Origin of the sequence: Pseudomonas sp. CFBP 13710 (assembly GCF_014842235.1) — a bacterium.
GTDB classification, from domain to species: Bacteria; Pseudomonadota; Gammaproteobacteria; order Pseudomonadales; family Pseudomonadaceae; genus Aquipseudomonas; species Aquipseudomonas baltica.
Genome location: NZ_JACYVJ010000002.1, coordinates 548,804 through 572,796 on the forward strand (window position 1 = coordinate 548,804; position 23,993 = coordinate 572,796).

16 protein-coding genes are annotated in these 23,993 nt (G+C 63.1%); 11 read left to right on the forward strand and 5 right to left on the reverse strand.

The annotated features are described in order from the left end of the window. Positions 1 to 250: 250 nt before the first annotated feature. The 3 genes from fadD1 to IFT44_RS07140 all read left to right on the forward strand — a co-directional run bounded on the left by fadD1 (position 251) and on the right by IFT44_RS07140 (position 7,159). Entirely contained in the window at positions 251 to 1,948 is a 1,698-nt protein-coding gene (fadD1, locus tag IFT44_RS07130) for a long-chain-fatty-acid--CoA ligase FadD1 (RefSeq protein ID WP_122479235.1), read from the forward strand. A 101-nt stretch (positions 1,949 to 2,049) separates the two neighbouring features. Beyond that, positions 2,050 to 5,961 carry an ATP-dependent RNA helicase HrpA gene (hrpA, locus tag IFT44_RS07135; RefSeq protein ID WP_192175648.1) on the forward strand — a complete coding sequence of 1,304 codons (3,912 nt, stop codon included), beginning with the start codon at positions 2,050 to 2,052 and terminating at the stop codon, positions 5,959 to 5,961. Positions 5,962 to 6,037: 76 nt separating this feature from the next. Continuing rightward, positions 6,038 to 7,159, forward strand: a complete 1,122-nt coding sequence (locus IFT44_RS07140; protein WP_192175649.1) for a beta-ketoacyl-ACP synthase III — start codon at positions 6,038 to 6,040, stop codon at positions 7,157 to 7,159. 82 nt (positions 7,160 to 7,241) lie between these two features. Here the strand turns inward: IFT44_RS07140 and IFT44_RS07145 are convergent, their stop codons facing one another. Next, complete coding sequence (locus IFT44_RS07145; protein ID WP_192053818.1) at positions 7,242 to 8,525, reverse strand: putative porin; 1,284 nt, start codon at positions 8,523 to 8,525, stop codon at positions 7,242 to 7,244. Positions 8,526 to 8,803: 278 nt separating this feature from the next. On the opposite strand from IFT44_RS07145, the gene IFT44_RS07150 reads away from it, so the two are divergent. Then, on the forward strand, positions 8,804 to 9,928 hold the full coding sequence (locus IFT44_RS07150) for a GNAT family N-acetyltransferase (RefSeq protein ID WP_192175650.1): 1,125 nt from the start codon (positions 8,804 to 8,806) through the stop codon (positions 9,926 to 9,928). 318 nt (positions 9,929 to 10,246) lie between these two features. On the opposite strand, the gene IFT44_RS07155 is transcribed toward IFT44_RS07150, so the two are convergent. From IFT44_RS07155 to IFT44_RS07165, 3 genes are all read right to left on the reverse strand, one after another. Then, positions 10,247 to 12,076 carry an ABC transporter ATP-binding protein gene (locus IFT44_RS07155; RefSeq protein WP_122479715.1) on the reverse strand — a complete coding sequence of 610 codons (1,830 nt, stop codon included), beginning with the start codon at positions 12,074 to 12,076 and terminating at the stop codon, positions 10,247 to 10,249. 61 nt (positions 12,077 to 12,137) lie between these two features. After that, on the reverse strand, positions 12,138 to 12,701 hold the full coding sequence (locus IFT44_RS07160) for a peptidylprolyl isomerase (RefSeq protein WP_122479230.1): 564 nt from the start codon (positions 12,699 to 12,701) through the stop codon (positions 12,138 to 12,140). Positions 12,702 to 12,855: 154 nt separating this feature from the next. Then, on the reverse strand, positions 12,856 to 13,797 hold the full coding sequence (locus IFT44_RS07165; protein WP_122479229.1) for a LysR family transcriptional regulator: 942 nt from the start codon (positions 13,795 to 13,797) through the stop codon (positions 12,856 to 12,858). A 212-nt stretch (positions 13,798 to 14,009) separates the two neighbouring features. Here IFT44_RS07165 and IFT44_RS07170 point away from each other — a divergent pair, with 212 nt between their 5' ends. The 5 genes from IFT44_RS07170 (at position 14,010) to IFT44_RS07190 (ending at position 20,260) form a co-directional block, all read left to right on the forward strand. Further along, positions 14,010 to 14,876 (forward strand): carboxylate/amino acid/amine transporter, encoded by an 867-nt coding sequence (locus tag IFT44_RS07170; protein ID WP_192175651.1) that lies wholly within the window; start codon positions 14,010 to 14,012, stop codon positions 14,874 to 14,876. After that, complete coding sequence (locus IFT44_RS07175; protein ID WP_122479227.1) at positions 14,876 to 16,066, forward strand: sugar transporter; 1,191 nt, start codon at positions 14,876 to 14,878, stop codon at positions 16,064 to 16,066. Before IFT44_RS07170 ends, IFT44_RS07175 begins: the two co-directional genes overlap by 1 nt. 239 nt (positions 16,067 to 16,305) lie before the next feature. Next, a complete protein-coding gene (locus IFT44_RS07180; protein ID WP_122479226.1) occupies positions 16,306 to 16,818 on the forward strand; it encodes a sigma-70 family RNA polymerase sigma factor in 513 nt (170 codons plus the stop codon). After that, positions 16,815 to 17,762, forward strand: a complete 948-nt coding sequence (locus IFT44_RS07185; RefSeq protein ID WP_197979685.1) for a FecR domain-containing protein — start codon at positions 16,815 to 16,817, stop codon at positions 17,760 to 17,762. Before IFT44_RS07180 ends, IFT44_RS07185 begins: the two co-directional genes overlap by 4 nt. Before the next feature lie 167 nt (positions 17,763 to 17,929). Next, positions 17,930 to 20,260 carry a TonB-dependent receptor gene (locus tag IFT44_RS07190; protein WP_244652125.1) on the forward strand — a complete coding sequence of 777 codons (2,331 nt, stop codon included), beginning with the start codon at positions 17,930 to 17,932 and terminating at the stop codon, positions 20,258 to 20,260. Positions 20,261 to 20,415: 155 nt separating this feature from the next. On the opposite strand, the gene IFT44_RS07195 is transcribed toward IFT44_RS07190, so the two are convergent. Further along, a complete protein-coding gene (locus IFT44_RS07195; protein WP_192057544.1) occupies positions 20,416 to 22,359 on the reverse strand; it encodes a methyl-accepting chemotaxis protein in 1,944 nt (647 codons plus the stop codon). Between the two features lie 252 nt (positions 22,360 to 22,611). Between IFT44_RS07195 and IFT44_RS07200 the strand changes: the two genes are divergently transcribed. Beyond that, positions 22,612 to 23,496, forward strand: coding sequence for a hypothetical protein (locus IFT44_RS07200; protein ID WP_244652107.1), 885 nt, complete (start codon positions 22,612 to 22,614; stop codon positions 23,494 to 23,496). A 163-nt stretch (positions 23,497 to 23,659) separates the two neighbouring features. Beyond that, positions 23,660 to 23,941: a hypothetical protein gene (locus IFT44_RS07205; protein ID WP_122479223.1), complete on the forward strand. Its 282-nt coding sequence runs from the start codon at positions 23,660 to 23,662 to the stop codon at positions 23,939 to 23,941. Positions 23,942 to 23,993: the final 52 nt, after the last annotated feature.

The following is a 23,993-nucleotide window of genomic DNA, read 5'->3' on the forward strand; positions in this document are numbered from 1 at the left end:
CCTTGGTGTCACAGCCCGCGAACGCTGACGCCTGCTGGCCTGCGTCCTGTGAAATCGGGTGTGACCGGAATTGACGATCCGGTCACAATGGTTACCGGCGAGCCACCTTCGGCCTCTAGTCGCCTTATGGCAAAGCTGCTACTCTCGGCGCGCTTTTCGGCATTCGGACCTGTAGCGGTCGTGCTGACATATCAATAATAATCGCATCGAATGCGGTGAAGATTCGCTGGCGCTGGAGGAGTGGGCTTCCATGATCGAAAATTTCTGGAAGGATAAGTATCCGGCTGGAATCGCGGCGGATATCGATCCAGACATGTATCCCAATATCCAGGCGGTGCTCAAGCAGTCCTGCCAGCGCTTCGCCGACAAGCCGGCGTTCACCAATCTGGGCAAGACCCTCAGCTACGGCGAGCTCTATGAGCTGTCCGGTGCCTTTGCCGCGTACCTGCAGCAGCACACCGACCTGGTGCCGGGTGATCGCATTGCGGTGCAGTTGCCCAACGTCCTGCAGTATCCGGTTGCGGTCTTCGGTGCCATTCGCGCAGGCCTGGTGGTGGTCAATACCAACCCGCTGTACACCGCGCGGGAAATGGAACACCAGTTCAAGGACTCCGGCGCCAAGGCCCTGGTCTGCCTGGCCAACATGGCGCACCTGGCAGAAAAGGTCGTGCCCAAAACGGCCGTGCGCCACGTCATCGTCACCGAAGTCGCCGACCTGCTGCCACCGCTCAAGCGACTGCTGGTCAACAGCGTGATCAGGTACGTGAAGAAAATGGTCCCGGCCTATCACCTGCCGCGTGCGGTGAAGTTCAACGACGTGTTGAGCAAGGGTCGCGGCCAGGCCGTCACCGAGGCCAATCCGGCCAGCTCGGAAGTAGCGGTGCTGCAATATACCGGCGGTACCACCGGGGTGGCCAAGGGGGCGATGCTCACCCACCGCAACCTGGTCGCCAACATGCTGCAGTGCAAGGCCTTGATGGGCGCCAACCTCGATGAAGGCTGCGAAGTGCTGATCACGCCGCTGCCGCTCTACCACATCTATGCCTTCACCTTTCATTGCATGGCAATGATGCTGATCGGCAACCACAACGTGCTGATCAGCAATCCGCGCGACCTGCAGGCGATGGTCAAGGAGCTTTCCAAGTGGAAGTTCAGCGGCTTCGTCGGGCTCAACACGCTGTTCGTGGCCCTGTGCAACAACGATGCGTTCCGCAAGCTCGACTTCTCGGCATTGAAAGTAACCCTGTCGGGGGGCATGGCCCTGCAGCTGGCGGCCGCCGAACGCTGGAAAGAGGTGACGGGCTGTGCCATCTGCGAGGGCTATGGCATGACCGAAACCAGCCCGGTCGCCTCGGTGAACCCCAACCAGCGCATCCAGATCGGCACCATCGGCATTCCAGTACCGTCCACCCTGGCCAAGATCATCAACGATGCGGGCGAAGAGCTGCCGTTGGGCGAAATCGGCGAGTTGTGCATCAAGGGTCCACAGGTCATGAAGGGCTACTGGCAGCGCCAGGACGCCACCGCCGAGATCCTCGATGCCCAGGGCTGGCTGAAGACCGGCGACATCGCACTGATACAGCCCGACGGCTACATGCGTATCGTCGATCGCAAGAAGGACATGATCCTGGTCTCCGGTTTCAACGTGTACCCCAACGAGCTGGAGGATGTCCTTGCGACCCTGCCGGGCGTGCTGCAGTGTGCCGCCATCGGCATACCGGACGAAAAGTCCGGCGAGTCGATCAAGATCTTCGTCGTGGCCAAGCCGGGTGTCACCCTGACCAAGGAGAAGGTCATGGAGCACATGCGTGCCAACGTCACCGGCTACAAGGTGCCGCGCACGGTGGAATTCCGCGACGTGCTGCCGACCACCAACGTGGGCAAGATCCTGCGGCGTGAACTGCGCGACGAAGAACTGAAGAAACTGGGCATCAAGAAATCGGCCTGATCTCTGTCCAGCTCCGGGGGCTGCCGACACAACCCCCGCAAATCTGCGACAATCGCGGGGTGTAACCTTCGACGTACCCCACCAAGACCTCTGCGTACCTGATGACCGACCAAACCGTTTCGATTGACCAGCTTCTGAAAAACCTCGACCAGGCCATGATCGGCGACCGTCACCGCCTGCGCAGACAGTTGCACGAACTGCGCAAGCGTCCTGACGAGGCGAAGCTTGGCCAATGGGTCGAGAAAGTCCAGGCCTCGTTCGCCCGCGTCCAGGCGCGTCGGCTGAGCGTGCCAAACGTGCGCTACGACGACAGCCTGCCGATTGCCGCCAAGCGCGACGAGATCAAGAAAATCCTCGCCGAGCACCAGGTGCTGATCATTGCCGGTGAAACCGGCTCGGGCAAGACCACCCAGTTGCCCAAGATCTGCCTGGAAATGGGCCGCGGCCAGCATGGTCTGATCGCTCATACCCAACCGCGCCGGATCGCCGCGCGCAGCGTGGCCAGTCGGGTCGCCGAGGAATTGGCCACGCCGTTGGGCGGGTTGGTTGGCTATCAGGTGCGCTTCGAAGACCAGAGCGATGCCAATACCCTGGTCAAGCTGATGACTGATGGCATCCTGCTGGCCGAGACCCAGCACGACCGCTTCCTCGAACGCTATGACACCATCATCGTCGACGAAGCGCACGAACGCAGCCTCAACATCGATTTTCTGCTGGGCTACCTGAAGACCCTGCTGCCACGACGGCCCGACCTCAAGGTCATCATCACCTCGGCCACCATCGATCTGCAGCGTTTCTCCGAGCACTTCGACGACGCGCCGATCATCGAGGTGTCCGGGCGGACCTTCCCGGTGGACACTTGGTATCGGCCGCTCACTGCCGAGCAGGACGAGGAAGGCAATCAGATCGAGAACGACCTGACCGTCGACCAGGCGATCCTGGCGACGCTCGACGAAATCGCCGCCTTCGAGCGCAGCGAGCGCAAGACGCCGGGCGACGTGCTGGTGTTCCTGCCCGGCGAGCGCGAGATTCGCGATGCCGCCGACATGCTGCGCAAGGCGCAGCTGCGGCACACGGAAATTTTGCCGCTGTACGCGCGCCTGTCGCCGGCCGAGCAGCAGCGCATCTTTCAGTCCCATCCCGGGCGCCGTGTGGTTTTGGCCACCAACGTGGCGGAAACGTCGCTGACCGTGCCAGGCATTCGCTACGTGATCGACAGCGGCACCGCACGCATCAGTCGCTACAGCTACCGTGCCAAGGTCCAGCGCCTGCCGATCGAGGCGGTGTCCCAGGCCAGCGCCAACCAGCGCAAGGGTCGCTGTGGCCGGGTCGAGCCGGGCATCTGCATCCGCCTGTACAGCGAAGAGGATTTTCTCTCGCGCCCCGAATTCACCGATCCGGAAATCCTGCGCACGAACCTTGCGGCGGTGATTCTGCAGATGCTGCACCTGCGCCTGGGCGAAATCGACCAGTTTCCGTTCATCGAGCCGCCTGATGGCAAGGCTATCAGCGATGGCTTCAATCTTTTGCAGGAGTTGTCCGCGGTCAACCGCGAGAACCAGCTCACGCCCATGGGCCGCCAGTTGGCCCGGTTGCCGATCGACCCGCGGCTGGGGCGCATGCTGCTCGAGGGCGCGCGCCAGGGCAGCCTGCAGGAAGTCTTGATCATTGCCAGCGTGCTCTCGGTGCAGGACCCGCGCGAGCGCCCGCCCGAGCGGCAGCAGGCTGCCGACCAGGCGCATGCGCAATGGAAGGATGCCGATTCGGACTTCGCCGCGCTGGTCAATCTGTGGCGCGGTTTCGAAACCCAGCGCCAGGAGCTGGGCGCAAGCGCATTGCGCAACTGGTGCCGCAAACAGTTCCTCAATTACCTGCGCCTGCGCGAATGGCGCGATGCGCATCGGCAACTGAGCCTGATCTGCCGTGACCTGCAGCTGGAAGTGAACAAGGACGCTGCGGACTATCCCAGGTTCCACAAGGCGGTGCTGTCCGGCCTGCTCAGTCAGATCGGCCAGAAGACCGAAGACGGCGACTACCTGGGCGCACGCCAGCGTCGCTTCTGGGTCCACCCGTCCTCGGGCATGGGGCGCAAGAAGCCTCAGTGGCTGATGGCCGCCGAGCTGGTCGAGACGACCAAGCTGTATGCGCGCATGGTCGCCAAGATCGAACCTGACTGGATCGAACCGCTGGCCGGGCATCTGATCAAGAAGAACCATTTCGAACCGCACTGGGAGAAGAAGCGCGGCCAAGTGGTGGCGTTCGAGCAGATCACGCTCTACGGCATGATCGTGGTTGGCCGGCGCCCGGTGCATTTCGGCCCCATTGACCCGGTGACGTCACGCGAGCTGTTTATCCGCGAAGGCTTGGTACGTGGCGAGATCCAGTCGCGGGCCAAGTGCCTGACGGCCAATCGCCTGCTACTCGAGCAACTCGACGAGCTGGAAGCCAAGGCCCGCCGCCGCGACATTCTCGCCGACGAAGAAACCCTCTACGGCTTCTATGAGGCACGCCTTCCTGCCGAGATTCACCAGACCGCGACCTTCGACAGCTGGTACAAGGTCAACAGTCAGAAACAACCCGATCTGCTGATCATGCGCGAAGAGGACGTACTGGCCCGCGAGGCGAGCGAAGTCACTGCCGCGCAGTACCCGGACACCCTGCGGCTGGGCGACCTGAGCCTGCAGTTGAGCTACCACTTCGAGCCCAATCACCCGCGCGATGGTGTCACTTTGTGCGTGCCCGCGCCGCTGTTGCCCGCGTTGCCGGGTGAGCGTCTGGAGTGGCTGGTGCCGGGGTTGCTGGAAGCCAAATGCATTTCGCTGGTGCGCAACCTGCCCAAGGCCTTGCGCAAGAACTTCGTGCCGGTGCCGGACTTCGTTCGCGCAGCGCTCGCACGCCTGACGTTCGGCGCAGGCTCGTTGCCGCAGGCGCTGGGGGGCGAATTGCTGCGCATGACCGGCGCGCGCGTCAGCGACGAGGCGTGGGCCGAGGCGGCCCAGCAGGTCGACAGCCATCTGCGCATGAACATCGAAGTGCTCGACGGCCAGGGCAAGTTTCTGGGTGAAGGGCGTGACCTGGCCGAGCTGACCGCGCGCTTCGCCGAGGCCAGCAGCGCGGCGTTGGCCGTGCCGAGCACGGCCAAGAGCCAGCAACCGGTGCAGGCCAAGGCGTTCGCCAAGGTCGAGCAGACTACCCAGCAGAACATCGCCGGACTGTCGATGACGGTGTATCCCGCATTGGTCGAAGAGGGTGGTACGGTCAAGGAAGGGCGCTTCTCGACAGCGGCCGAAGCCAAATACCAGCATCGCCGCGCCCTGCAGCGCCTGTTGCTGCAGCAATTGGCCGAGCCTGCCAAGTTCCTGCGCGGCAAGTTGCCGGGCCAGACCGAGCTGGGCCTGTTGTACCGCGAACTGGGCCGTGTCGAAGCCTTGGTCGAGGATATTCTGCTGGCCAGCCTCGACAGCTGCGTGCTCGAGGGCGAGGCCAGCCTGCCGCGCGATGGTGTGGCACTGGCAGCACTGGCCGAACGCAAGCGTGGTGCCTGGACGGAGCATGCCGAGCGTCTGGCGCGCTTGACCCTGGATATTCTCAAGTTGTGGCACGGTTTGCAGAAGCGCTTCAAGGGCAAGATCGATCTGACCCATGCCGTGGCGTTGAACGATATCAAGCAGCAACTGGGCAATCTGGTCTATCCCGGTTTTGTGCGCGACACCCCCGCGGCGTGGCTCAAGGAAATGCCGCGCCTGCTCAAGGCTGTCGAGCTACGCTTGGAGAAACTGCCCAGCCAGGTGCAGAAAGACCGGGTCTGGAGCGGTGAGCTGTCCAATCTCTGGAGCCAGTATCAGGCACGCCTGAACAAGCATGGCCAGGAAGGCAAGCGTGATCCACAGCTGGCGGCCTACCGCTGGCTGCTGGAGGAGTATCGAGTGTCGCTGTTCGCGCAGCAGTTGGGCACCAAGGTGCCGGTATCGGACAAGCGCTTGAGCAAGCAGTGGAGCGCAGTGGACGCTTGAATCTGCCCCGGTCGATTGACCTGGGCCTGCGTGGCGTCCATTTGAATGAGTTGCCCCTAACAATAGAGGAACGAGCGTGCATAACGTCGTCATCAGCGGCACCGGCCTGTATACGCCGGCCCAGAGCATCTCCAACGAAGAGCTGGTCGAGTCTTTCAACCACTACGTCGAAGCGTTCAATGCAGACAACGCCGCCGCCATCGAGCGTGGCGATGCACAGGCGCTGGCGCCGTCCAGCGCGGCTTTCATCGAGAAGGCCAGCGGCATCAAGAGCCGCTTCGTCATGGACAAGGCCGGGATTCTCGATCCGCAGCGGATGAAACCGCACCTGCCTGAACGCGGTAACGACGAGCAGTCGATTCTGTGCCAGATGGCGGTCGCAGCCGCCGAGCAGGCCTTGCAGCGGGCTGGCCGCACGGCCGCCGATGTCGACGCGGTGATCGTCGCCTGTTCCAACCTGCAGCGTCCCTACCCGGCAGTGGCGATCGAAGTGCAGCAGGCACTGGGTATCCAGGGTTTCGGCTTCGACATGAACGTGGCCTGTTCCTCGGCCACCTTCGGCATTCAGCAGGCCAGTAACAGCGTTCAGTTGGGGCAGGCGCGCGCGGTGCTGGTGGTGAGCCCGGAGATCTGCACCGGGCACTTGAATTTCCGCGACCGCGACAGCCACTTCATCTTCGGCGATGCAGCAACGGCCGTATTGGTGGAACGGGCAGACCTGGCCACTTCGACGAACCAGTTCGACATCGTCAGCACCCGTCTGCAGACGCAGTTCTCCAACAATATCCGCAACAACTTCGGTTTCCTCAATCGGGCCGAAGCGTTGGGGGCAGGAGGCGACGACAAGCTGTTCGTGCAGGAAGGCCGCAAGGTGTTCAAGGAAGTCTGCCCGATGGTTGCCGAACTGATCAGCGCCCATTTGGCGCAGAACGACATTGCCGTGCAAAGCGTCAGGCGCTTCTGGCTGCATCAGGCCAACCTGAGCATGAATCACTTGATCGTGAAGAAGCTGCTTGGCCGCGACGCCAGCGTCGACGAGGCGCCGGTGATTCTCGACCGGTATGCCAATACCAGTTCGGCGGGATCGGTGATTGCCTTGCACACCCATCAGGATGATCTGGCGCCAGGCTCGCTCGGGGTGTTGAGCTCCTTCGGCGCAGGCTACTCCATCGGCAGCGTGATTCTGCGCAAGCGCTGATCGACTGCCGCAACACCAGTGAAAAAGGCGCAACCTGCGATGAACTCGCACGTTGCGCCTTTTTCAGTAGGGCGATGTGGAGTTAGAACTTGGCTTCCAGGTCCAGTTGCAGGGTGTTCACGTCGGCATCGGTGCGGGTCCGGCTGGCAACGTCGGATTCGGCCAGGAAGTAGGTGGCACCCACGGCGAAGTTCTTGTCGATTTCGTAGCCCAGCTTGACCTTGTGGCCGCGTGAGCCGGTGAAGCCGTTGGCGAAGTCGGAGTCGGTGAAAGCCCCCACCACGGCGTTGCGCTGCACGTCGCGGTAGTTGTAGTCCAGGCCGAAGCCGGCAAACTTGGTCTTGAAGCCGGCCAGCCAGGCAGTGTCCTGCTTGCCGACCAGAGCGGTGGCTTCGGCATCACCGTTGACCACGTACTGACCATAGACCGACAGCGGCAACGGCAGGCCGGTGATGTCCAGTTGACCAAAGCCTTCGTACAGGGTGAATTCGGTGGAGGCGTTGCCGTTGACGGCCAGCACGGCGGCGGCGTTGGTGGCGTTGTCATTGTCGTAGGAATAGACGCTGCCGCCCAGGGTCATCTTGACGTTGTCGCCCAGCGCAAAGCGCGCGCCGGCCTGGCCGGTGTACATGCGCAGGTCGTGCTCGAACTGGCGACCTTCGCCGTCGATGTTGTCGGTCAGTACGTAGTAGCCCGTGCTGCCGAACAGCTCAGCGCCGCCCAGAGGCAGCTTGTAGGTGGCGGCTACGCCCTCGGGGTTGATGTCGCCGTCCCAGATCACGTCGCCCATGCTGACCCAGGGTTGGCTCATCTTGCCGCCGATCAGGTGCAGGTCCTTGATGGCGGTAGGGTGCCAGTCCAGGTAAGCCTGGTCGAGCCAGATGGATTTCTTGCTGAAGGCGCCGTCCAGGCTCTGGTTGGTGGAGCGGGCGTCGGCGCTGCTGCCGGTGGCGACGCGGATGCCGGCATCGACCTGTGGGTTGATTTCACTGTAGACGCCGATGCGGGCGCGGATGCGCTGGCGGTCCTGGTTGCGGTCGCCGCTGGAACCATCGCGCTCGCCATCGACGTTGATGCTTTCGTGGCGCAGGCGTACGTCGCCCTTGATCTGTGTCTTTGCGGCCCAGGCGACTTTCTGGTCGAACGCGCTCATCTTCTTCGATTGTTCGGCGGCGGCCACTTGCTGGGCCTGTTTCTCACCGTCTAGCTCGGTCTTCAATTCGGCGTATTGCGCAGCGTTGATCGAGCCATTGGCGCGCAGCATGTCGAGCAGCTTGGCATCGACCGCGGCACTGGCCTGGGTGCTGATGGCCATGAGGACGGTGGCGCTCAGGCTGACCTTGGTGAGTGTTGAAACACGACGCATGACATTCTCCCTATCGCAAAAAAGGCCGGCAAGCGCCGAGCCTGAAAGTACTTCCGGACGCGCCTGGCAGACGGCGTGGCTGACCCCGGAAAACTGGCGCAAGTATTGCGAGGGGTGATGACAAAATAATGTCAGAACAATGGCTTAGCGATGACACTGAAATGACTGAATAGCTTGAGCCAGAGCCTTTGCCGAGTGATGGCACCGTATTCGCGGGTGACCGCGACGAGAGCCTGCGCGATACTGGGCGGCACGTCCCGTCAATTGGAGCCCTACCGATGCCGCTGCATGTAGCTGCCAGCTTGTCCGCCATCGACGCCGCGCAGTGGGACGCGCTGCTGCCTGAACCGCAGCCGTTCCTGCGGCATGCTTTTCTCAGCGCGCTGGAGGACAGCGGCAGCCTGGGCGAGCGCTCGGGCTGGGCGCCCGAGCACCTGGTGCAGATCGAAGAAGGGCGGCTGGTGGCGGCGTTGCCCAGCTACCGCAAGTGGCATTCCTACGGGGAGTACGTGTTCGATCACGGCTGGGCCGACGCTTGCGAGCGCGCCGGTATCGACTATTACCCCAAGCTGCTTGGCGCGGTGCCCTTCAGTCCGGTGAGTGGTCCGCGACTGCTTGCGCGTCTCCCTGGGGACGGGGTCGAGCTGCTGCGCTGTGTGCCGGGCTATCTGGAGCTGGAAGGCCTCAGTGGTGCCCACGTCAATTTCACCGACCCCGCTCTCGATGAACTGTTGAGGGCCGAGCAGGGCTGGATGGAGCGGTTGGGTTGCCAGTATCACTGGCACAACAGAGGCTATCGGGACTTCGATGATTTTCTCGACGCACTGAGCTCGCGCAAGCGCAAGCAGATGCGCAAGGAGCGGGAGCAGGTGCGAGCCCAGGGTATCGAGTTCGAATGGCGCGAAGGCGCGCAGGTGAGCGAAGCCGAATGGGATTTCGTCTATGCGTGTTATGCCAATACGTACTTGGTACGCGGGCGTTCGCCGTACCTGACCCGGGATTTTTTCAGCCTTTTGGCCGAACGGATGCCCGAGGCGATTCGCCTGGTGCTGGCGACTCACGAGCGGCGTCCGGTGGCCATGGCTTTCAGCCTGGTGGGTGGGGGCAGTTTCTACGGCCGTTATTGGGGCTGCCTGGCCGAGTATGACCGCTTGCACTTCGAAACCTGCTTCTATCAGGGCATGGACTATGCCATCGCCCACGGCATGAAACGTTTCGATGCGGGGGCGCAAGGCGAACACAAGCTGATTCGGGGTTTCGAGCCGGTGATCACGCGCTCATGGCACTACCTGCGCCATCCTGGGTTGCGCGATGCGGTGGAGAATTTTCTGCAGGCCGAGCGGGCAGGGGTGCTGGCCTACGCCGAGCAGGCACGGGAAGCCTTGCCGTATCGGCAGGCCTGAACATTCCACGGGTATGCCTGATGCATCGCGGCGCGCCTTTCGCGGCCGATGACCGCTCCTACAAGGGGGTGGGTGTGACATGCGGTCATGCGATCAACTGTGGGAGCGGTCAGTGGCCGCGAAGGGTGCACTGAGGTGTGTCTGGCAGACCGCAGCGTTGCCTTCGCGGGCAGAGCCCGCTCCCACAGGAGGGTGGGTGTGACATGCGGTCATGCGATCAACTGTAGGAGCGGTCAGTGGCCGCGAAGAGCGCACTGAGGTGTGTCGGGTAGACCGCAGTGCTGCTTTCGCGGGCAGAGCCCGCTCCCACAGGGGTGATCAGTCCATGCCTACGAAGCCACCGGTCTGGTGATGCCACAGCCTTGCGTACAGACCGCGCTGCGCCAGTAGCTCGGTATGGCTGCCGATTTCGACCACCTTGCCTTTCTGCAGCACCACCAGGCGATCCATTTTGGCGATGGTGGACAGGCGGTGAGCAATTGCAATTACGGTCTTGCCTTTCATCAAGGTTTCCAGGCTTTCCTGAATCGCCGCTTCGACTTCGGAATCGAGCGCCGAAGTCGCTTCGTCCATGATCAGGATCGGCGCGTTCTTCAGCAGGACACGGGCGATCGAGATGCGCTGGCGCTGGCCGCCGGAGAGCTTCACGCCGCGTTCACCCACATGGGCGTCGAAACCACGGCGGCCTTCGCTGTCGGACAGCAGCGGCAGGAAGTCATCGGCGCGGGCTTTGCGTACCGCTTCCCAGACCTGCTCCTCGGTAGCATTGGGCTTACCGTAACGTAGGTTGTCGAGGATCGAGCGGTGCAGCAGCGAGGTGTCCTGGGTGATCAGGCCGATCTGCTCACGCAGGCTCTCCTGGGTCACCTCGGCAATGTCCTGGCCGTCGATCAGGATGCGGCCGCTGGGCAGGTCGTACAGCCGCAGCAGCAGGTTGACCAATGTGGATTTACCCGCTCCTGAGGGGCCGATCAGGCCGATCTTCTCGCCCGGTCGGATATCCAGGGTCAGACCCTCGATGATGCTGTCGCCCTTGGGGTAATGGAAGTGCACGTCTTCGAAGCGCACGTTGCCGCGGTCGACCTTGAGCCGTGGAGCCCCTTTCTTGTCGGTCACGCTGACGGGCTGGGCGATGGTCTGCAGGCCATCCTGCACCATGCCGATGTTTTCGAAGATACCGTTGACCACCCACATGATCCAACCGGACATGTTGACGATACGGATGACCAGGCCGGTGGCCAGGGCAATCGCGCCCACCGAGATGAGCGACTGCGTCCACAGCCACAGCGCCAACCCCGTGGTGGCGACGATCAACAGACCGTTTATGGTGGTGATGGCGAAGTCCATGGCGGTGATCACGCGGCTTGCCAGTTGGGTTTTCTCGGTCTGCTCGCTGATCGCATCACGCGCGTACTGCTGCTCCATGCTGGTATGGGCGAACAGCTTGAGCGTGGCAATGTTGGAGTAACCGTCGACGATGCGGCCCATCAGTTTCGAGCGCGCGTCCGAAGACACTACCGAGCGTTCCTTGACCCTTGGAACGAAGTAATAGAGCGCGATCACATAGGCGACGATCCACAGGATCAGCGGGATCATCAGCCGCCAGTCGGCCTCGGCGAACAGCACCAGGGCGCTGATCGCGTAGATCAGTACGTGCCACAGGGCGTCGACTGCGGCGACCGCCGAATCGCGCAACGAGTTGCCGGTCTGCATGATGCGTTGGGCAATGCGCCCGGCGAAGTCGCTGTGGAAGAAATTCATGCTCTGCTTGAGCACATAGTTGTGGTTCTGCCAGCGAATCAGGCTGGTCATGCCGGGACTGATCGCCTGGTGTACCAGCAGATCATGCAGGCCGATGAAGATAGGCCTGAACACCAGCGCCACCACCACCATCCAGGTCAGCTCCAGCGCGTTGTCGCTGAAGAAGTGCACGTTGGGCGTGCCTTGGGCCATGTCGATGATGCGACTGAGGTAGCGGAACAGTGCGACTTCGATCAATGCACCGATCAAGCCCACCACCAACAGGGTGGCGAAGCTGGGCCACACCTGCTTGAGGTAGTAGATGTAGAAGGCCAGGACTTTGTTGGGGGGCGTTTCCGTAGGCGCTTCGCGGAAGATATCGATCCATTGTTCGAAGCGGCGATAAATGCTCAAGCGTGCTCTCCTGTGCGGGTTGACGGTCCTGGCCGGGGCCGACGTGGCGTGCGGATCAGTCCACGCGTTTCGCCGACTTGATCATCACCGGATCACTGGGCACGTTCTGCATGCCGCGTGAGGTCGTGGTCGGTACGTTGGCGATCTGGTCGACCACCTCCATGCCCTTGACCACCTTGCCGAAGACTGCATAGCCAAAATCACGGCCACCATGGTCGAGGAAGTCATTGTCCTTCTGGTTGATGAAGAACTGGCTGGTGGCCGAGTCCTTTACTTGAGTGCGAGCCATCGCGAGGGTTCCCCGGACGTTGTGCAAACCGTTGTCGGCTTCGTTCTTGATCGGACCCTGGGTTGCCTTCTCACGCATGTCTGCGGTGAAGCCGCCAGCCTGGACCATGAAACCCGGAATCACGCGGTGGAACACGGTGTTGTTGTAGTGGCCCTTGTCGACGTAGGCAAGGAAGTTGGCGGTGCTGATCGGTGCCTTGGCTGCGTCCAGCTCGACTTCGATCGGGCCCATGCTGGTGTCGAGCAACACGTGAGGGTGCTGGGCGTCGGCGGCCATCAGGTGGCCCGCCAGGGACAGGGAACAGGCGGCCAGAAGGATTTTTTTCAGCATGGGTGTGAAGTCCTTGAAAAGGGGAGGCAAATGCTTTGAGCCAAAAGCGGCGCAAGCGTTCGGGGCAATGTGTGGCAAGCGTGCCGCCAAAGGACGGCCACGGCGAGCCGCAGTGGAAAAATCAATGTTACCGAATGTTCGCAGAACGAGGGGGTCAGGCGCCCTGATCCAGCACCACCTGCTCCAGCGCCAGGATCGGCACGTCCAGCGGGGCGGTATCGAAAGTGCGCAGCAGTTCGACGAGAATCTGCGTGGCCGGACCCAGCGGCTTGTCCTTGTTCGAATACAGATAGAACGTGGGGTGCCGACTGCCGCCCTGTTCCAGAGGCAAGGCGGCGAGGGTGCCCTCGCGCAGCTCGCGTTCGATCATGTGCCGGGGCAACCAGGCAAAGCCCAGGCCACTGCCGACGAAGCTGGCGGCTGTGGCCAGGCTGCCGACGGTCCAGCGCTGCTCTGCGCCCAGCCAGCCGACGTCGCGCGGTTGCTGGCGGCCCGAGTCACGGATCACCACCTGCATGTGGCCGTGCAGGTCCTGCACGCTCAGCGCCCGGCCCATGGCCAGCAGGGCATGTTCGGGGTGCGCGACGGCAATGAATTCGATGGCGCTCATTTCGGCGCCCAGGTAGCCCGGAATGCTGTAGCTGCTGATCGCCAGGTCGGCGACGCCTTCCTGCAGCACTTCCTCGACCCCCGACAGCACTTCCTCGCGCAGCCGCACTCGGCAGCCGCGGCTCTGCGGCATGAACGCGGTCAGGGCACGAATCAGCCGCGCGTTGGGGTAGGCCGCGTCGACCACCAGGCGGACTTCGGCTTCCCAGCCCTGTTCCATGTGGTGCGCAAGGTCTTCCAGCTGGCTGGCCTGCTTGACCAGTTGCCGGGAGCGGCGCAGCAGCACGCCTCCGGCGTCGGTGAGCACCGCCTTGCGGCCGTCGATGCGCAGCAGCGGTACCCCGAGCTGGTCCTGCATGCGGGCCACGGTGTAGCTGATCGAAGACTGCGAGCGGTGCAGGGCTTCGGCCGCCTGGGCGAAGCCGCCATGGTCGACCACGGCCTGCAGGGTTCGCCATTGATCAAGGGTGACGCGCGGCGCTTTCATCTTCGACTCCTGTGTCTTGTGCGCACCGCCCGCCCGAGGGTGCAGCGATCCGTCCCGATGCGCCACAGGGTAGAGGAATGATCGGACAAGACAACTTATTTGATGGGTCGTAGCAGGTATCCAGGGGTCTTCCATCGATCCCACGCTGGCTTCACTGGCCTGACCTGCCCCAGATGCGCTAAGGTCCGCGCCTCGCAAATTCGGGGCGCACCATGCAATACCTTCTGATCGTCACCCTCATCCAGGCCTTCTCTTTCAGCCTGATCGGCGAATACCTCGCCGGTCATGTCGACAGCTATTTTGCCGTCCTCGCGCGGGTCCTGCTCGCCGGGCTGGTGTTCCTGCCGCTCACCCGCTGGCGCCAGGTCGAACCGCGCTTTCTGCGCGCCATGCTGCTGATCGGCGCGCTGCAGTTCGGTATTACCTACGTGTGCCTGTACCTCAGTTTTCGCGTGCTGAGCGTGCCGGAAGTGCTGCTGTTCACCATTCTGACGCCGGTGCACGTGACCTTGATCGAGGATGCGCTGAATCGCCGTTTCAACCGTTGGGCGCTGGTAGCGGCCCTGGTCGCGGTGGCAGGTGCCGCCGTGATCCGCTTCGACCGCGTCAGCCCGGACTTCTTCATCGGTTTCCTGCTGTTGCAGGTGGCCAACTTCACCTATGCTGCCGGTCAGGTGCTGTACAAGCATCTGCTCGCGCGCCACCCCAGCGATCAGCCGCAATACCGCCGCTTCGGCTATTTCTATGTCGGCGCCTTGCTGGTGGTACTTCCGGCATTCCTGCTGTTCGGCAACCCCGACCACCTGCCGCAGGCGCCCTTGCAATGGGGCGTGCTGGCGTTTCTCGGGCTGGTGTCGACGGCGCTCGGCATGTATTGGTGGAACAAGGGCGCAAGCCTTGTGCCGGGGGCGACGCTGGCGGTGATGAACAACCTCCACGTACCGGTCGGTCTGCTGCTCAACCTGCTGATCTGGAACCAGGACGAACCACTGGGACGGCTGTTCCTGGGGGGCGGGGTAATCCTTTTCTCGGTGTGGTTGAGCCGTCTGGGCGTGCGTGACAGCAAGGTGCGAGCATGATGAAAACAGGATCCACAGAAACGTCCACACGCAACTGGTCCAGCGTCATCGCGCTGGCACTGGCGGCGTTCATCTTCAATACCACGGAGTTCGCGCCGGTCGGGCTGCTGACGTCCATCGGTCAGAGCTTCGCCATGCCAACGGCGCAGGTGGGGCTGATGTTGACGGTGTATGCCTGGGTGGTGTCGCTGATGTCGTTGCCGATCATGTTGCTGACGCGCAACGTCGAACGTCGCCGGTTGCTGATCGGGGTGTTCATGCTGTTCGTGGTCAGCCATGTGGTGTCCAGTGTCGCCTGGAGCTACGCAGTGTTGCTGGCCAGTCGCATCGGTATCGCCTTTGCCCACGCCCTGTTCTGGTCGATCACGGCATCGCTGGCGGTGCGGCTGGCGCCACCGGGCAAGCACACCCAGGCGTTGGGGTTGTTGGCCACCGGGACGTGCCTGGCCATGGTGCTGGGCGTACCGCTGGGGCGGGTGGTGGGCGAGGCGCTGGGATGGCGCACCACGTTCGTCGGAATCGGTGTGGTGGCGACGGCGGTGGGGCTGTGGCTGGCGAAAAGCCTGCCGGCGCTGCCGAGTCAGAACTCCGGTTCGCTGCGCAGCCTGCCCATGTTGCTCAAGCGCCCGGTGCTGGTCGCGCTGTATGTAACCACGGCGCTGGTGATCACTGCGCAGTACACGGCCTACAGCTACATCGAACCGTTCGTGCAGGCGGCGGCACGCATGAGCGGGGAGATGACCACGACCTTGCTGCTGCTGTTCGGCGGCGCGGGGGTGATCGGCTCCCTGGTATTCAGCCGCTACAGCGGCCGTTATCCGCGTAGCTTCATGGTGGTGTCGATCGCCCTGCTGGGCCTGTGCCTGATGCTGCTGTTGCCGCTGGCGCGCCACGCCACCTACCTGAGTGTGGTGAGCGTGGTCTGGGGCATATCGATCATGTGCTTCAGCCTGGCGATGCAGTCCAAGGTGCTCGAGCTGGCGCCGGATGCCACGGACGTGGCCATGGCGCTGCATTCGGGCATCTATAATGTCGGCATTGGCGGTGGGGCGCTGCTGGGTAGTGTGGTGATCACCCAGTTGGGGGTGGCGAACATCGGCAGCGTCGGTGCGCTGATGGCGGGGGCGGGCTTGTTGCTGTGCTGGCACACCACGTATCGGCGTGGTCATTCGGCCCCCGCCTCGGGTTGACCGGTCTGCAACACCGCGCCGATCCCGGACGCGGCTTGCGCCGCTGCTACAGGGGAATGCGGTGTTTCTGGGGCAACGCGGTCCCTGTAGCAGCGGCGCGAGCCGCGTCGGCGGCGCATGCGGTTTGCCTGGGTGACCGCGTGCTGGTCGGATGCAGCATCGAGGGCGTAACTAACGGTTCCGCTTGCAACCCTTTTTAAAATACAATCGATCTCATTTACATCTGACAGGTGCCGATGATGGTCGATCTTGCGGGGGCGGACGTTCGGGCGTTCGAAACGCTCTACCGCGACAATCGCAGCTGGCTGGAGCAGTGGCTCAGCCGCCGGCTGGGCAGTGCCTGGGATGCGGCGGACCTCAGCCAGGATACGTTCGTCCGGGTGCTGGCCAGCCCTCAGTCGGTGGCTGACCTGCAGGAGCCCCGCGCCTATCTCAAGACCGTCGGCAAACGTCTGCTGGTGAACTTCTACAAACGGCGCAGCCTGGAGCAAGCTTATCTGGATGCGCTCGCCACGCTGCCTGCAGACGTCGCACCTTCGCCGGAACAGCGCTGGCAGGTGCTGGAAACCCTGCACGCCCTGGATCAGCTGCTCGATGGCTTGCCCACCGCAGTTCGCCGCGCCTTTCTGCTCAGCCAGCTGGAGGGGCTGGGGTACCGGGAAATCGCCGAACGGTTGCAGGTCAGCGAGCGCAGCGTCAAGCGCTACATGGCGCAGGCCTACGAGCACTGCCTGCTGGCCGAGCTGTGCTGAGCCCCGAGCCGAGCGACGAAGCACGCCGGGTCGCCCGGTCGGCGGCACGCTGGTGGGTGTGCATCGAGTCCGGCGCGGTCAGCGAGCAGGATCTTGCCCGCCTGCAACGCTGGCGTGAAGCCAGCGACGCCCACGAGTCGGCCTGGCGGCGGGTATCGGCGCTCAAGGGCCGCTTTCAGATCCTGCCGCCAGCGCTGGCCATGGCCAGCCTGGATCGTCCGGCGCCAGGCCGTCGCGACATGCTCAAGGGCTTGCTGGGCGTAGCCGTAGTGGCCCCCGCCGGCTGGTGGCTCGCGCGCGAGCTGCCCCTCGACGCCTGGCGCGCCGATGAGGCCACCGGGACTGGCGAGCGGCGCCGACTGACACTGGCCGATGGCAGCGTGTTGCATATCAATACCTCGACGGCGGTCGATATTGATGCCGAAAAACGGCAACTCAGGCTGCGGCGCGGAGAAATCATGTTGCGCCTGGCCGACGCCACGCCGTTCCACATCCGCACGGCGCTCACCGACGTGAGGCTCGACCAGGGTGAGATCAACGTCCGCGAGGGCAGCGGCGTCTGTCGGCTGTCGGTGCTTGCCGGGCAGGCAGAGGTTCGCCCCACAGGCTTTGCCGCGCTTACCTTGCGCGCGGGGCAACGTATACAGTTATCCGACGCAGGGCCTGGTCCGATCACCGGTTTCGATCCTCGCCAACCGGGTTGGCGCGAAGGCGTGATCGTTGCCCTCAACCAGCCCCTGGGGGAGTTTCTGCGCGAGCTGGACCGTTATCGCCCCGGCATTCTGCGCTGGCAGCCCGAACTGGACGCCTTGCGCGTGACCGGCAGTTTTCGCCTGGACGAGCCGGATCAGGTATTGAATCTGTTGGCGGTCAGCCTGCCGCTGCGCGTGCAGTGGCGCACGCGCTATTGGGCCACCTTGGTGCCGCAGGAAAAATCCGCGTAGCGCCTGTCCCCTTTTGCGCGCTCGCTTGTCATGGAAAGGTAAGCACACTCAAAGAGCCTTCAGCCATGCCCGCACGGCCCCCTCGTTCGTTTCCCCGGTCCACCCGCAAGCCACCGACCCACTATGCTCGTGCGCTGCATCTCAGCGTGCTGCTCGGCCTGGCGCCGATGCCGTTGCAAATGGCCCTTGCCGAAGGTAGCGCTCGCGTCTACAGCGTGCCGCAGGGCGATCTCGCTGCTTCGTTGACACGCTTTGCCAGCCAGGCCGGTGTCAGCCTGTCGGTCGCCCCCGCGTTGGTCGACGGTCGGCGCAGCGCCGGGCTGGCCGGTGAGTACAGCGTCGAAAGCGGTTTCGCCCAGTTGCTGGCCGGTAGCGGTCTGCGTCTGCAGGCGGTAGGGCAGAATGCCTATATCCTGGTAGCTGCGCCCCAAGGGGCAGACGTCGTGGAGATCACCCCCACCACGGTGACCGGTGCCGCGCAAGGCAGCCTTGCAGGCGAGCCGTATGCCGGTGGACAGGTGGCGCGGCGTGGCTCGCAAGGCCTTTTGGGTGCGCGAGACTTCATGGACACGCCGTTCAGCATGACCAGCTACACCAGCGAGACCAGCAAGAACCAGCAGGCCCGCACCCTGGGCGATCTGGTGGCCAGCGACCCGGCAGTGCGTACCACCAACCCGGCAGGCGGGCGTTTCGAACAGTTCACCATTCGTGGCTTCAGCCTGTTCAACAGCGATGTGTCCTACAACGGGTTGTACGGAATACTGCCCACGTATTCCATCGACATGGAAATGGCCGACCGAGTGGACATCCTCCGTGGGCCCAGTCAGTTGATCAATGGCATTTCCCCGCGGGGCAGTGTCGGTGGCGGCATCAACGTGGTGCCCAAGCGTGCCACCGATACGCCGATCAACGAGTTCACCGCCAGCTACGCTTCCGACAGCCAGGCCGGCGGCGCGGTGGATGTCGGCCGCCGCTTTGGTGAAGATCAGCGCTTTGGTGTCCGCCTCAATGCGGTGAAGCAAGCAGGTGATACCACGTGGGACCAGCAGAGCGTGGACCGCGAGATGGCCGTGATCGGGTTGGATTTTCGCGGCGAGCGCCTGCGGCTTTCCACCGACCTGGGGCATACCGAACGTGATACCGATGCGCCGCAGGAGCGCGTCCAGGTCGGTGTCAACGCGCGCGTGCCGGGCGCCAACCACGTTCGCGACAACTATGCGCAACGCTGGAGCAAGGCGCGTACCGAGGATACGTTCGGGGCGTTCAATGGCGAATACGATTTGAATGATTCGACCCTGCTGTACGGCAGCATCGGTGCACGGGAAAGCAACCACGATTTCCTCCGGCACAACGTGTCCGTCACCAACGATGCCGGTGACTTCGAGGTACTGCCCCGCGACTTCACCCGCGACGAGAGCGTGCGCACGGCCACGGTGGGCGTGCGCAACTGGTTCCAGACCGGCCCGGTCAGTCATGAAGTGAATCTGGCCGCCAGTCATTTCTACATGGACTTCACCAATGGCGGCGCGCGGTACGCCAGGGGGCGCAGCAACCTTTACAACCCGATAGCGACGCCGACTCCGAACAATCCCACTCGGCAGGACGCGAAGGTCTATACCGAGAACAGGTTCGACGGCGTGGCGCTGTCCGACACCCTCGGCTTCTTCGACGACCGCTTGCTGCTGACCCTGGGCGGGCGCTGGCAGCGGGTCAAGGTCGATGACTGGAGCGATGGGGTGAAAGGCGATACGGGCTACGACGAGGAGAAGTTTTCGCCTTCGGCAGGCGTGCTCTACAAACTCACCGACGAGCTGTCGCTGTATGCCAACTATCTGGAAGGCCTGAGCCAGGGCAAGATCGCGCCTTCCACCTCGATCAACGAGGACGAGATTTTCCCGCCTTTCATCAGCCGCCAGGTGGAGGTGGGTGCCAAGTACGATCTGGGCAGCCTGGCTATCACCGCGGCCGCGTTTCGTATCAAGCAGCCGGCGTACGAAACCAACACCGTCACCCGCACCTTCGGGCCCAATGGCAAGCGCGAAAACAACGGCGTGGAATTGAGCGTGTTTGGTGAGCCGCTTGCTGGCGTGCGCCTGCTGGGCGGGGTGATGTACATCGACAGCGAGCTGAGCGGTACCACTGCAGGCGCCTTCGATGGCAACCGTGCACCCGCCACGCCCGAGCTCAATGTCAACCTGGGTGCAGAGTGGGACGTGCCGGCCTTGCCAGGGTTGACGCTCAGTGGACGCGGGATCTACTCCAGCGCGCAGTACCTGGATCAAGCCAACAGCAAGGAAATCGACAGTTGGGAGCGATTCGACGTGGGTGCGCGGTACGCGTTCAAGGTGCAGGGCAAGGCCGTCACGCTGCGCGCCAATGTCGAGAACGTGCTGGACAAGCGCTACTGGGCGTCGGCTGGCGCTTCGGACGATAGCGAGCCGGGGTTGACCTTGGCCACCCCGAGAACCTACCTGGTCTCCGCCACGGTTGGCTTCTGACTGTCCGTGGGACCAGCCATCTGTGGGAGCGGGCGCTGTGGTGTGTCAGACGGTATGCGATGAAGCCTTCGCGGGCAGAGCCCGCTCCCACAGGTTGAAGCGGGACCCTGTGGGAGCGGGCTCTGCCCGCGAAAAAGACACTGCGGTGTATCGGCTTAAACCTTGAAGCGTCCGACCAACCCTTTCAGATGTCCGGAAATGTCTGTCAGCCGCCCCGATCCCGATTGTGCCGTGTGCGCGTACTCTTCGACCAACTGAGCATCGGCATGGATCTGCGCGATGTGCCGGTTGATTTCTTCGGCCACCTGGTGCTGCTCCTCTGCCGCCGTGGCGATCTGGTTGTTCTGATCACGGATCGAATCAACCGAAGTCCGAATCTTGTCGAAGCTATCCCGCGCCTGCTGGATGCATTCGACGCTGTCCTGGGACACCTGCAGGCTCCCCTGCATCTGCTGGGTGATGACCTGGGTACGACGAGCGAGATTGCCCAACAGGCCGTCGATTTCCCCGGTCGAGTCGGCGGTACGACGGGCCAGCGCCCGCACCTCGTCGGCGACCACGGCAAAACCACGCCCCTGGTCTCCGGCCCGCGCCGCCTCGATGGCGGCGTTTAGCGCCAGCAGATTGGTCTGCTCGGCGATGGAGCGAATGGTGTCCAGAATGCTGTTGATGTTCTTGCTGTCCTGCTGCAGCAGCTGCATGGTTTCGGTCGACTGTTGCAGCTCCGAACTCAGTTTGAGCACGCAGGTGGTTGCCTCGCCAATACGCTGCTGACCGTCGCTGACCTGTTGGTAGCCATTGTCGGCGCTGGTGGCCGCTTCGCCGCAGGAACGCGCCACTTCGTTGGCCGTCGCGACCATTTCGTTGAACGCCGTGCTGACCAGCTCCACCGCTTCGCGCTGGCGCCCAGCCACTTCATCCATATTGCGCGCGACCTCGTGCGTGTCGGCGGCGGCCACCTGCAGGTCGGACGATGCGGTGCCGATACGTTGCACCAGCTGCGAAATCATCCCGATGAACTGGTTGAACCACCCGGCCAACGCCGCCGTCTCGTCCTTGCCCTGAACCGTCAGCTGACGAGTCAGGTCGCCTTCGCCTTCGGCAATTTCCTGCAGGCCGTTGGCGACGCCCCGGATCGGCCGCACGATGACCCCGGCGAAGCTTGCACCGACGATGGCGAATACCACGGCAAGGGCTGCGGCGATGGCTGCGATCAGCCAGGTCAGGTTCGATGCCCGGGCCATCACCTCTTCACGCTCGATCAGGCCGATGAAGCGCCAGCCAAGCCCGGACGAGCTGACGATGTTGGCCATGTACACCTTGCCGTCGATCTCGACCTGGGTCGAACCGTCGCCGTGCCTGGCCAGCTCGGCGTAGTTGGCGCCCAGGTCGGCCAGCGGCTTGAAGTTGTGCTGTGCATCGCTGGGGTCCACCAACACGTTGCCGTTGGCTTCGATCAGCATCAGGTAGCCACTGTTGCCCAGCTTGATGTTTTTCACCAGTTCGGTCATCTGCTTGAGCGAAACATCCAGGCCCACCACGCCGACCACCTTGCCGGCAGCGTCGGTGACGCTGTGCACCGTACCGATCAACGACACATCATCGGCCGCCCAATAGTAGGCGTCCGTGCGCACGGTGGTGCCGGGTGCGGCCATCGCCGCCTTGTACCAGGGGCGCTGGCGCGGGTCGTAGTTGGCGATCTTCGGATCGTTGGGCCAACTGGCGTAGCCGCCATCGCTGAGCCCCAGGGACAGGTAGGCGGTGCTCGGATGGGTTTTGGCGAAACCGTTGAAAATCTCCAGCAAACGCTGGTTGTTTTCGGTCAGGGGAATCTGTGGGGCGTCTGCGCCCGAGTAATTCTTCAGACCCGTGGCGGCGACGATACGTGGGTCCTTGGCCAGGTACTCCACGTTCTGGCTGATGCCATCGAAGAACTGCTTCATGCCATTGTCGATCTGACGGATCTCCCGCCCGCTGCTGTCGACGAAGTCGGCCCTGGCAGCTTCGCGCAAGTTGAAGACGACGAGCACGGCGACCACGATCACTGGCAGGCAGGCGATGATCGCGAACCCCCAGGTCAATTTTTGCTTGATGTTCATGGTGTATTCCGCTGGTTTTATAGGTGTTGGTCGGCAGAAGGAAAGGCAGTGTGCTGCGTGCAGTCTCGGGAATTGTTCTTCGCATCGCTTTCAACCTATCGGCGACGAAAGGTCAAGCTGAACCGCGTCCGGCGGGCGACGGACAGGCGGTCGCTTCGGCACGCAAAACGGTGATGGGCTGGCAGGCAGCTCGCGGTACTTTTTCAGTCGTGCAGAGTCTACACAGTGACTTTTCTGACAGAGCTTTCGCGCATGCCCACCGTATCTCGTCTTCCACTGTTCGCCTTCGCGCTGGTCGCAGTCATCCAACCAAGCGTGGCGGCACCGCGCAGCGTGCCTTCCATCGATACCGAAGATGCCGCACTGGGCAGTGTCGAGATCGGCGAGGCATCAGGCCGCTTTCACCCGCAACTGAGTGTGGATGTCCGCAATGGCGATTTCGCCCGCGGCAACTATGACGATGACGCGGCGAGCCTGGGTCGCGTGCCATTGCATGCCCAGGCCGGTTTTGCCCTCGACCTGCACCAGGCTGTCGACGGTCGTGCCAATGCCTGGCTGGTGTTCAGCACCAGCAACGGTTTTCATGATCCATCGAGCGATGAAAGGGTAAGCCCGCGGCGCTGGTACGAGAGCAACAACCTGCTGGGATTGGTGATATCGCCCGTCGAGGGGTTGAGGCTGGGGTTTGTCTACACGGTCAAGACCAGCCCGAACGATGTCGCCGACACCACTCAGGAGGCGAGCTTTACCTTGGCCTACCAGGCTGATTCGGGGTTTGGCGCATGGCGCCCGGGTTTGGCGATCACCAGCCGTACGCAGGGGGACAGTGGCCTGTATACCCAAGGCAGCGTGGAGCCGGGCGTGGACCTGAGCGATGCCGGTCTGCGCTTGAGTTTTCCCAGCACGGTCGGGATCGGCTGGAATGGATTCTATGGTCCCGATTCCGGCGACCGTCTCTATGCCCGCAGCGGGCTGGCGCTCGAGCAGCCCTTCAAGTGGGGGGAAACACGCTGGAGCGCCCGCGCCGAGGCCCTGGCAATCTACCGCGATGGCACCCTGCGCGAACTCAGCGGCCCGAACGGCGAAACCGACAGCGTGGTGCCTCAGGTGACCATGAGCCTGTCCATGGCGTACTGACCATTACCTGTGGGCGCGGGCACCGACCGCTCCTACAGATGAATCTGCTTCGGGGCCAGGGCCTGGTGCCTCTACCAGGACACACCTTGATTCAGAATCCCTGCTTCGGCAAAAACCTGTAACGGTATGATCTGGCGCATTCCCATCCCTCCCAGAGGTTTCCATGCAGTCCAGACTCATCGCTTACCCGGCCATGGTCGCGCTGACCGTCCTTCTTGCCGGCTGTGACGCGGCCGAAACCGCGGCGAACAAGGTCATCGAAACCTCCAAGACGCAACTGGTCGAAGCAGCGCGTGACACCTTCAGCGAATCGGCCAAGCAGATCAACGAGACGATCGACAAGGCGCAGCAGAGCGCCAAGCCGTGGATGACGGAGGGTGACGAGAAATCCGAAACCCGACACTCTGCAGCCGAGCAGGAAGCTAAGGAAAAGTCGGAAGGGTAAGCCTTTCCGCCTCTTCACAATTTATCAAGCATCAGGCCTGAATGCCACAGCG

Bases quoted from the DNA above. Each gene is read 5' to 3' on its own strand.
- IFT44_RS07160 (WP_122479230.1), bottom strand. From the start codon at position 12,701: ATGCTGAAAAAAATCCTTCTGGCCGCCTGTTCCCTGTCCCTGGCGGGC.
- IFT44_RS07205 (WP_122479223.1), top strand. From the start codon at position 23,660: ATGCAGTCCAGACTCATCGCTTACCCGGCCATGGTCGCGCTGACCGTC.
- IFT44_RS07170 (WP_192175651.1), top strand. From the start codon at position 14,010: ATGCAATACCTTCTGATCGTCACCCTCATCCAGGCCTTCTCTTTCAGC.
- IFT44_RS07190 (WP_244652125.1), top strand. From the start codon at position 17,930: ATGCCGTTGCAAATGGCCCTTGCCGAAGGTAGCGCTCGCGTCTACAGC.
- hrpA (WP_192175648.1), top strand. From the start codon at position 2,050: ATGACCGACCAAACCGTTTCGATTGACCAGCTTCTGAAAAACCTCGAC.
- IFT44_RS07145 (WP_192053818.1), bottom strand. From the start codon at position 8,525: ATGCGTCGTGTTTCAACACTCACCAAGGTCAGCCTGAGCGCCACCGTC.
- IFT44_RS07180 (WP_122479226.1), top strand. From the start codon at position 16,306: ATGGTCGATCTTGCGGGGGCGGACGTTCGGGCGTTCGAAACGCTCTAC.
- IFT44_RS07195 (WP_192057544.1), bottom strand. From the start codon at position 22,359: ATGAACATCAAGCAAAAATTGACCTGGGGGTTCGCGATCATCGCCTGC.
- IFT44_RS07150 (WP_192175650.1), top strand. From the start codon at position 8,804: ATGCCGCTGCATGTAGCTGCCAGCTTGTCCGCCATCGACGCCGCGCAG.
- fadD1 (WP_122479235.1), top strand. From the start codon at position 251: ATGATCGAAAATTTCTGGAAGGATAAGTATCCGGCTGGAATCGCGGCG.
- IFT44_RS07175 (WP_122479227.1), top strand. From the start codon at position 14,876: ATGAAAACAGGATCCACAGAAACGTCCACACGCAACTGGTCCAGCGTC.
- IFT44_RS07165 (WP_122479229.1), bottom strand. From the start codon at position 13,797: ATGAAAGCGCCGCGCGTCACCCTTGATCAATGGCGAACCCTGCAGGCC.
- IFT44_RS07200 (WP_244652107.1), top strand. From the start codon at position 22,612: ATGCCCACCGTATCTCGTCTTCCACTGTTCGCCTTCGCGCTGGTCGCA.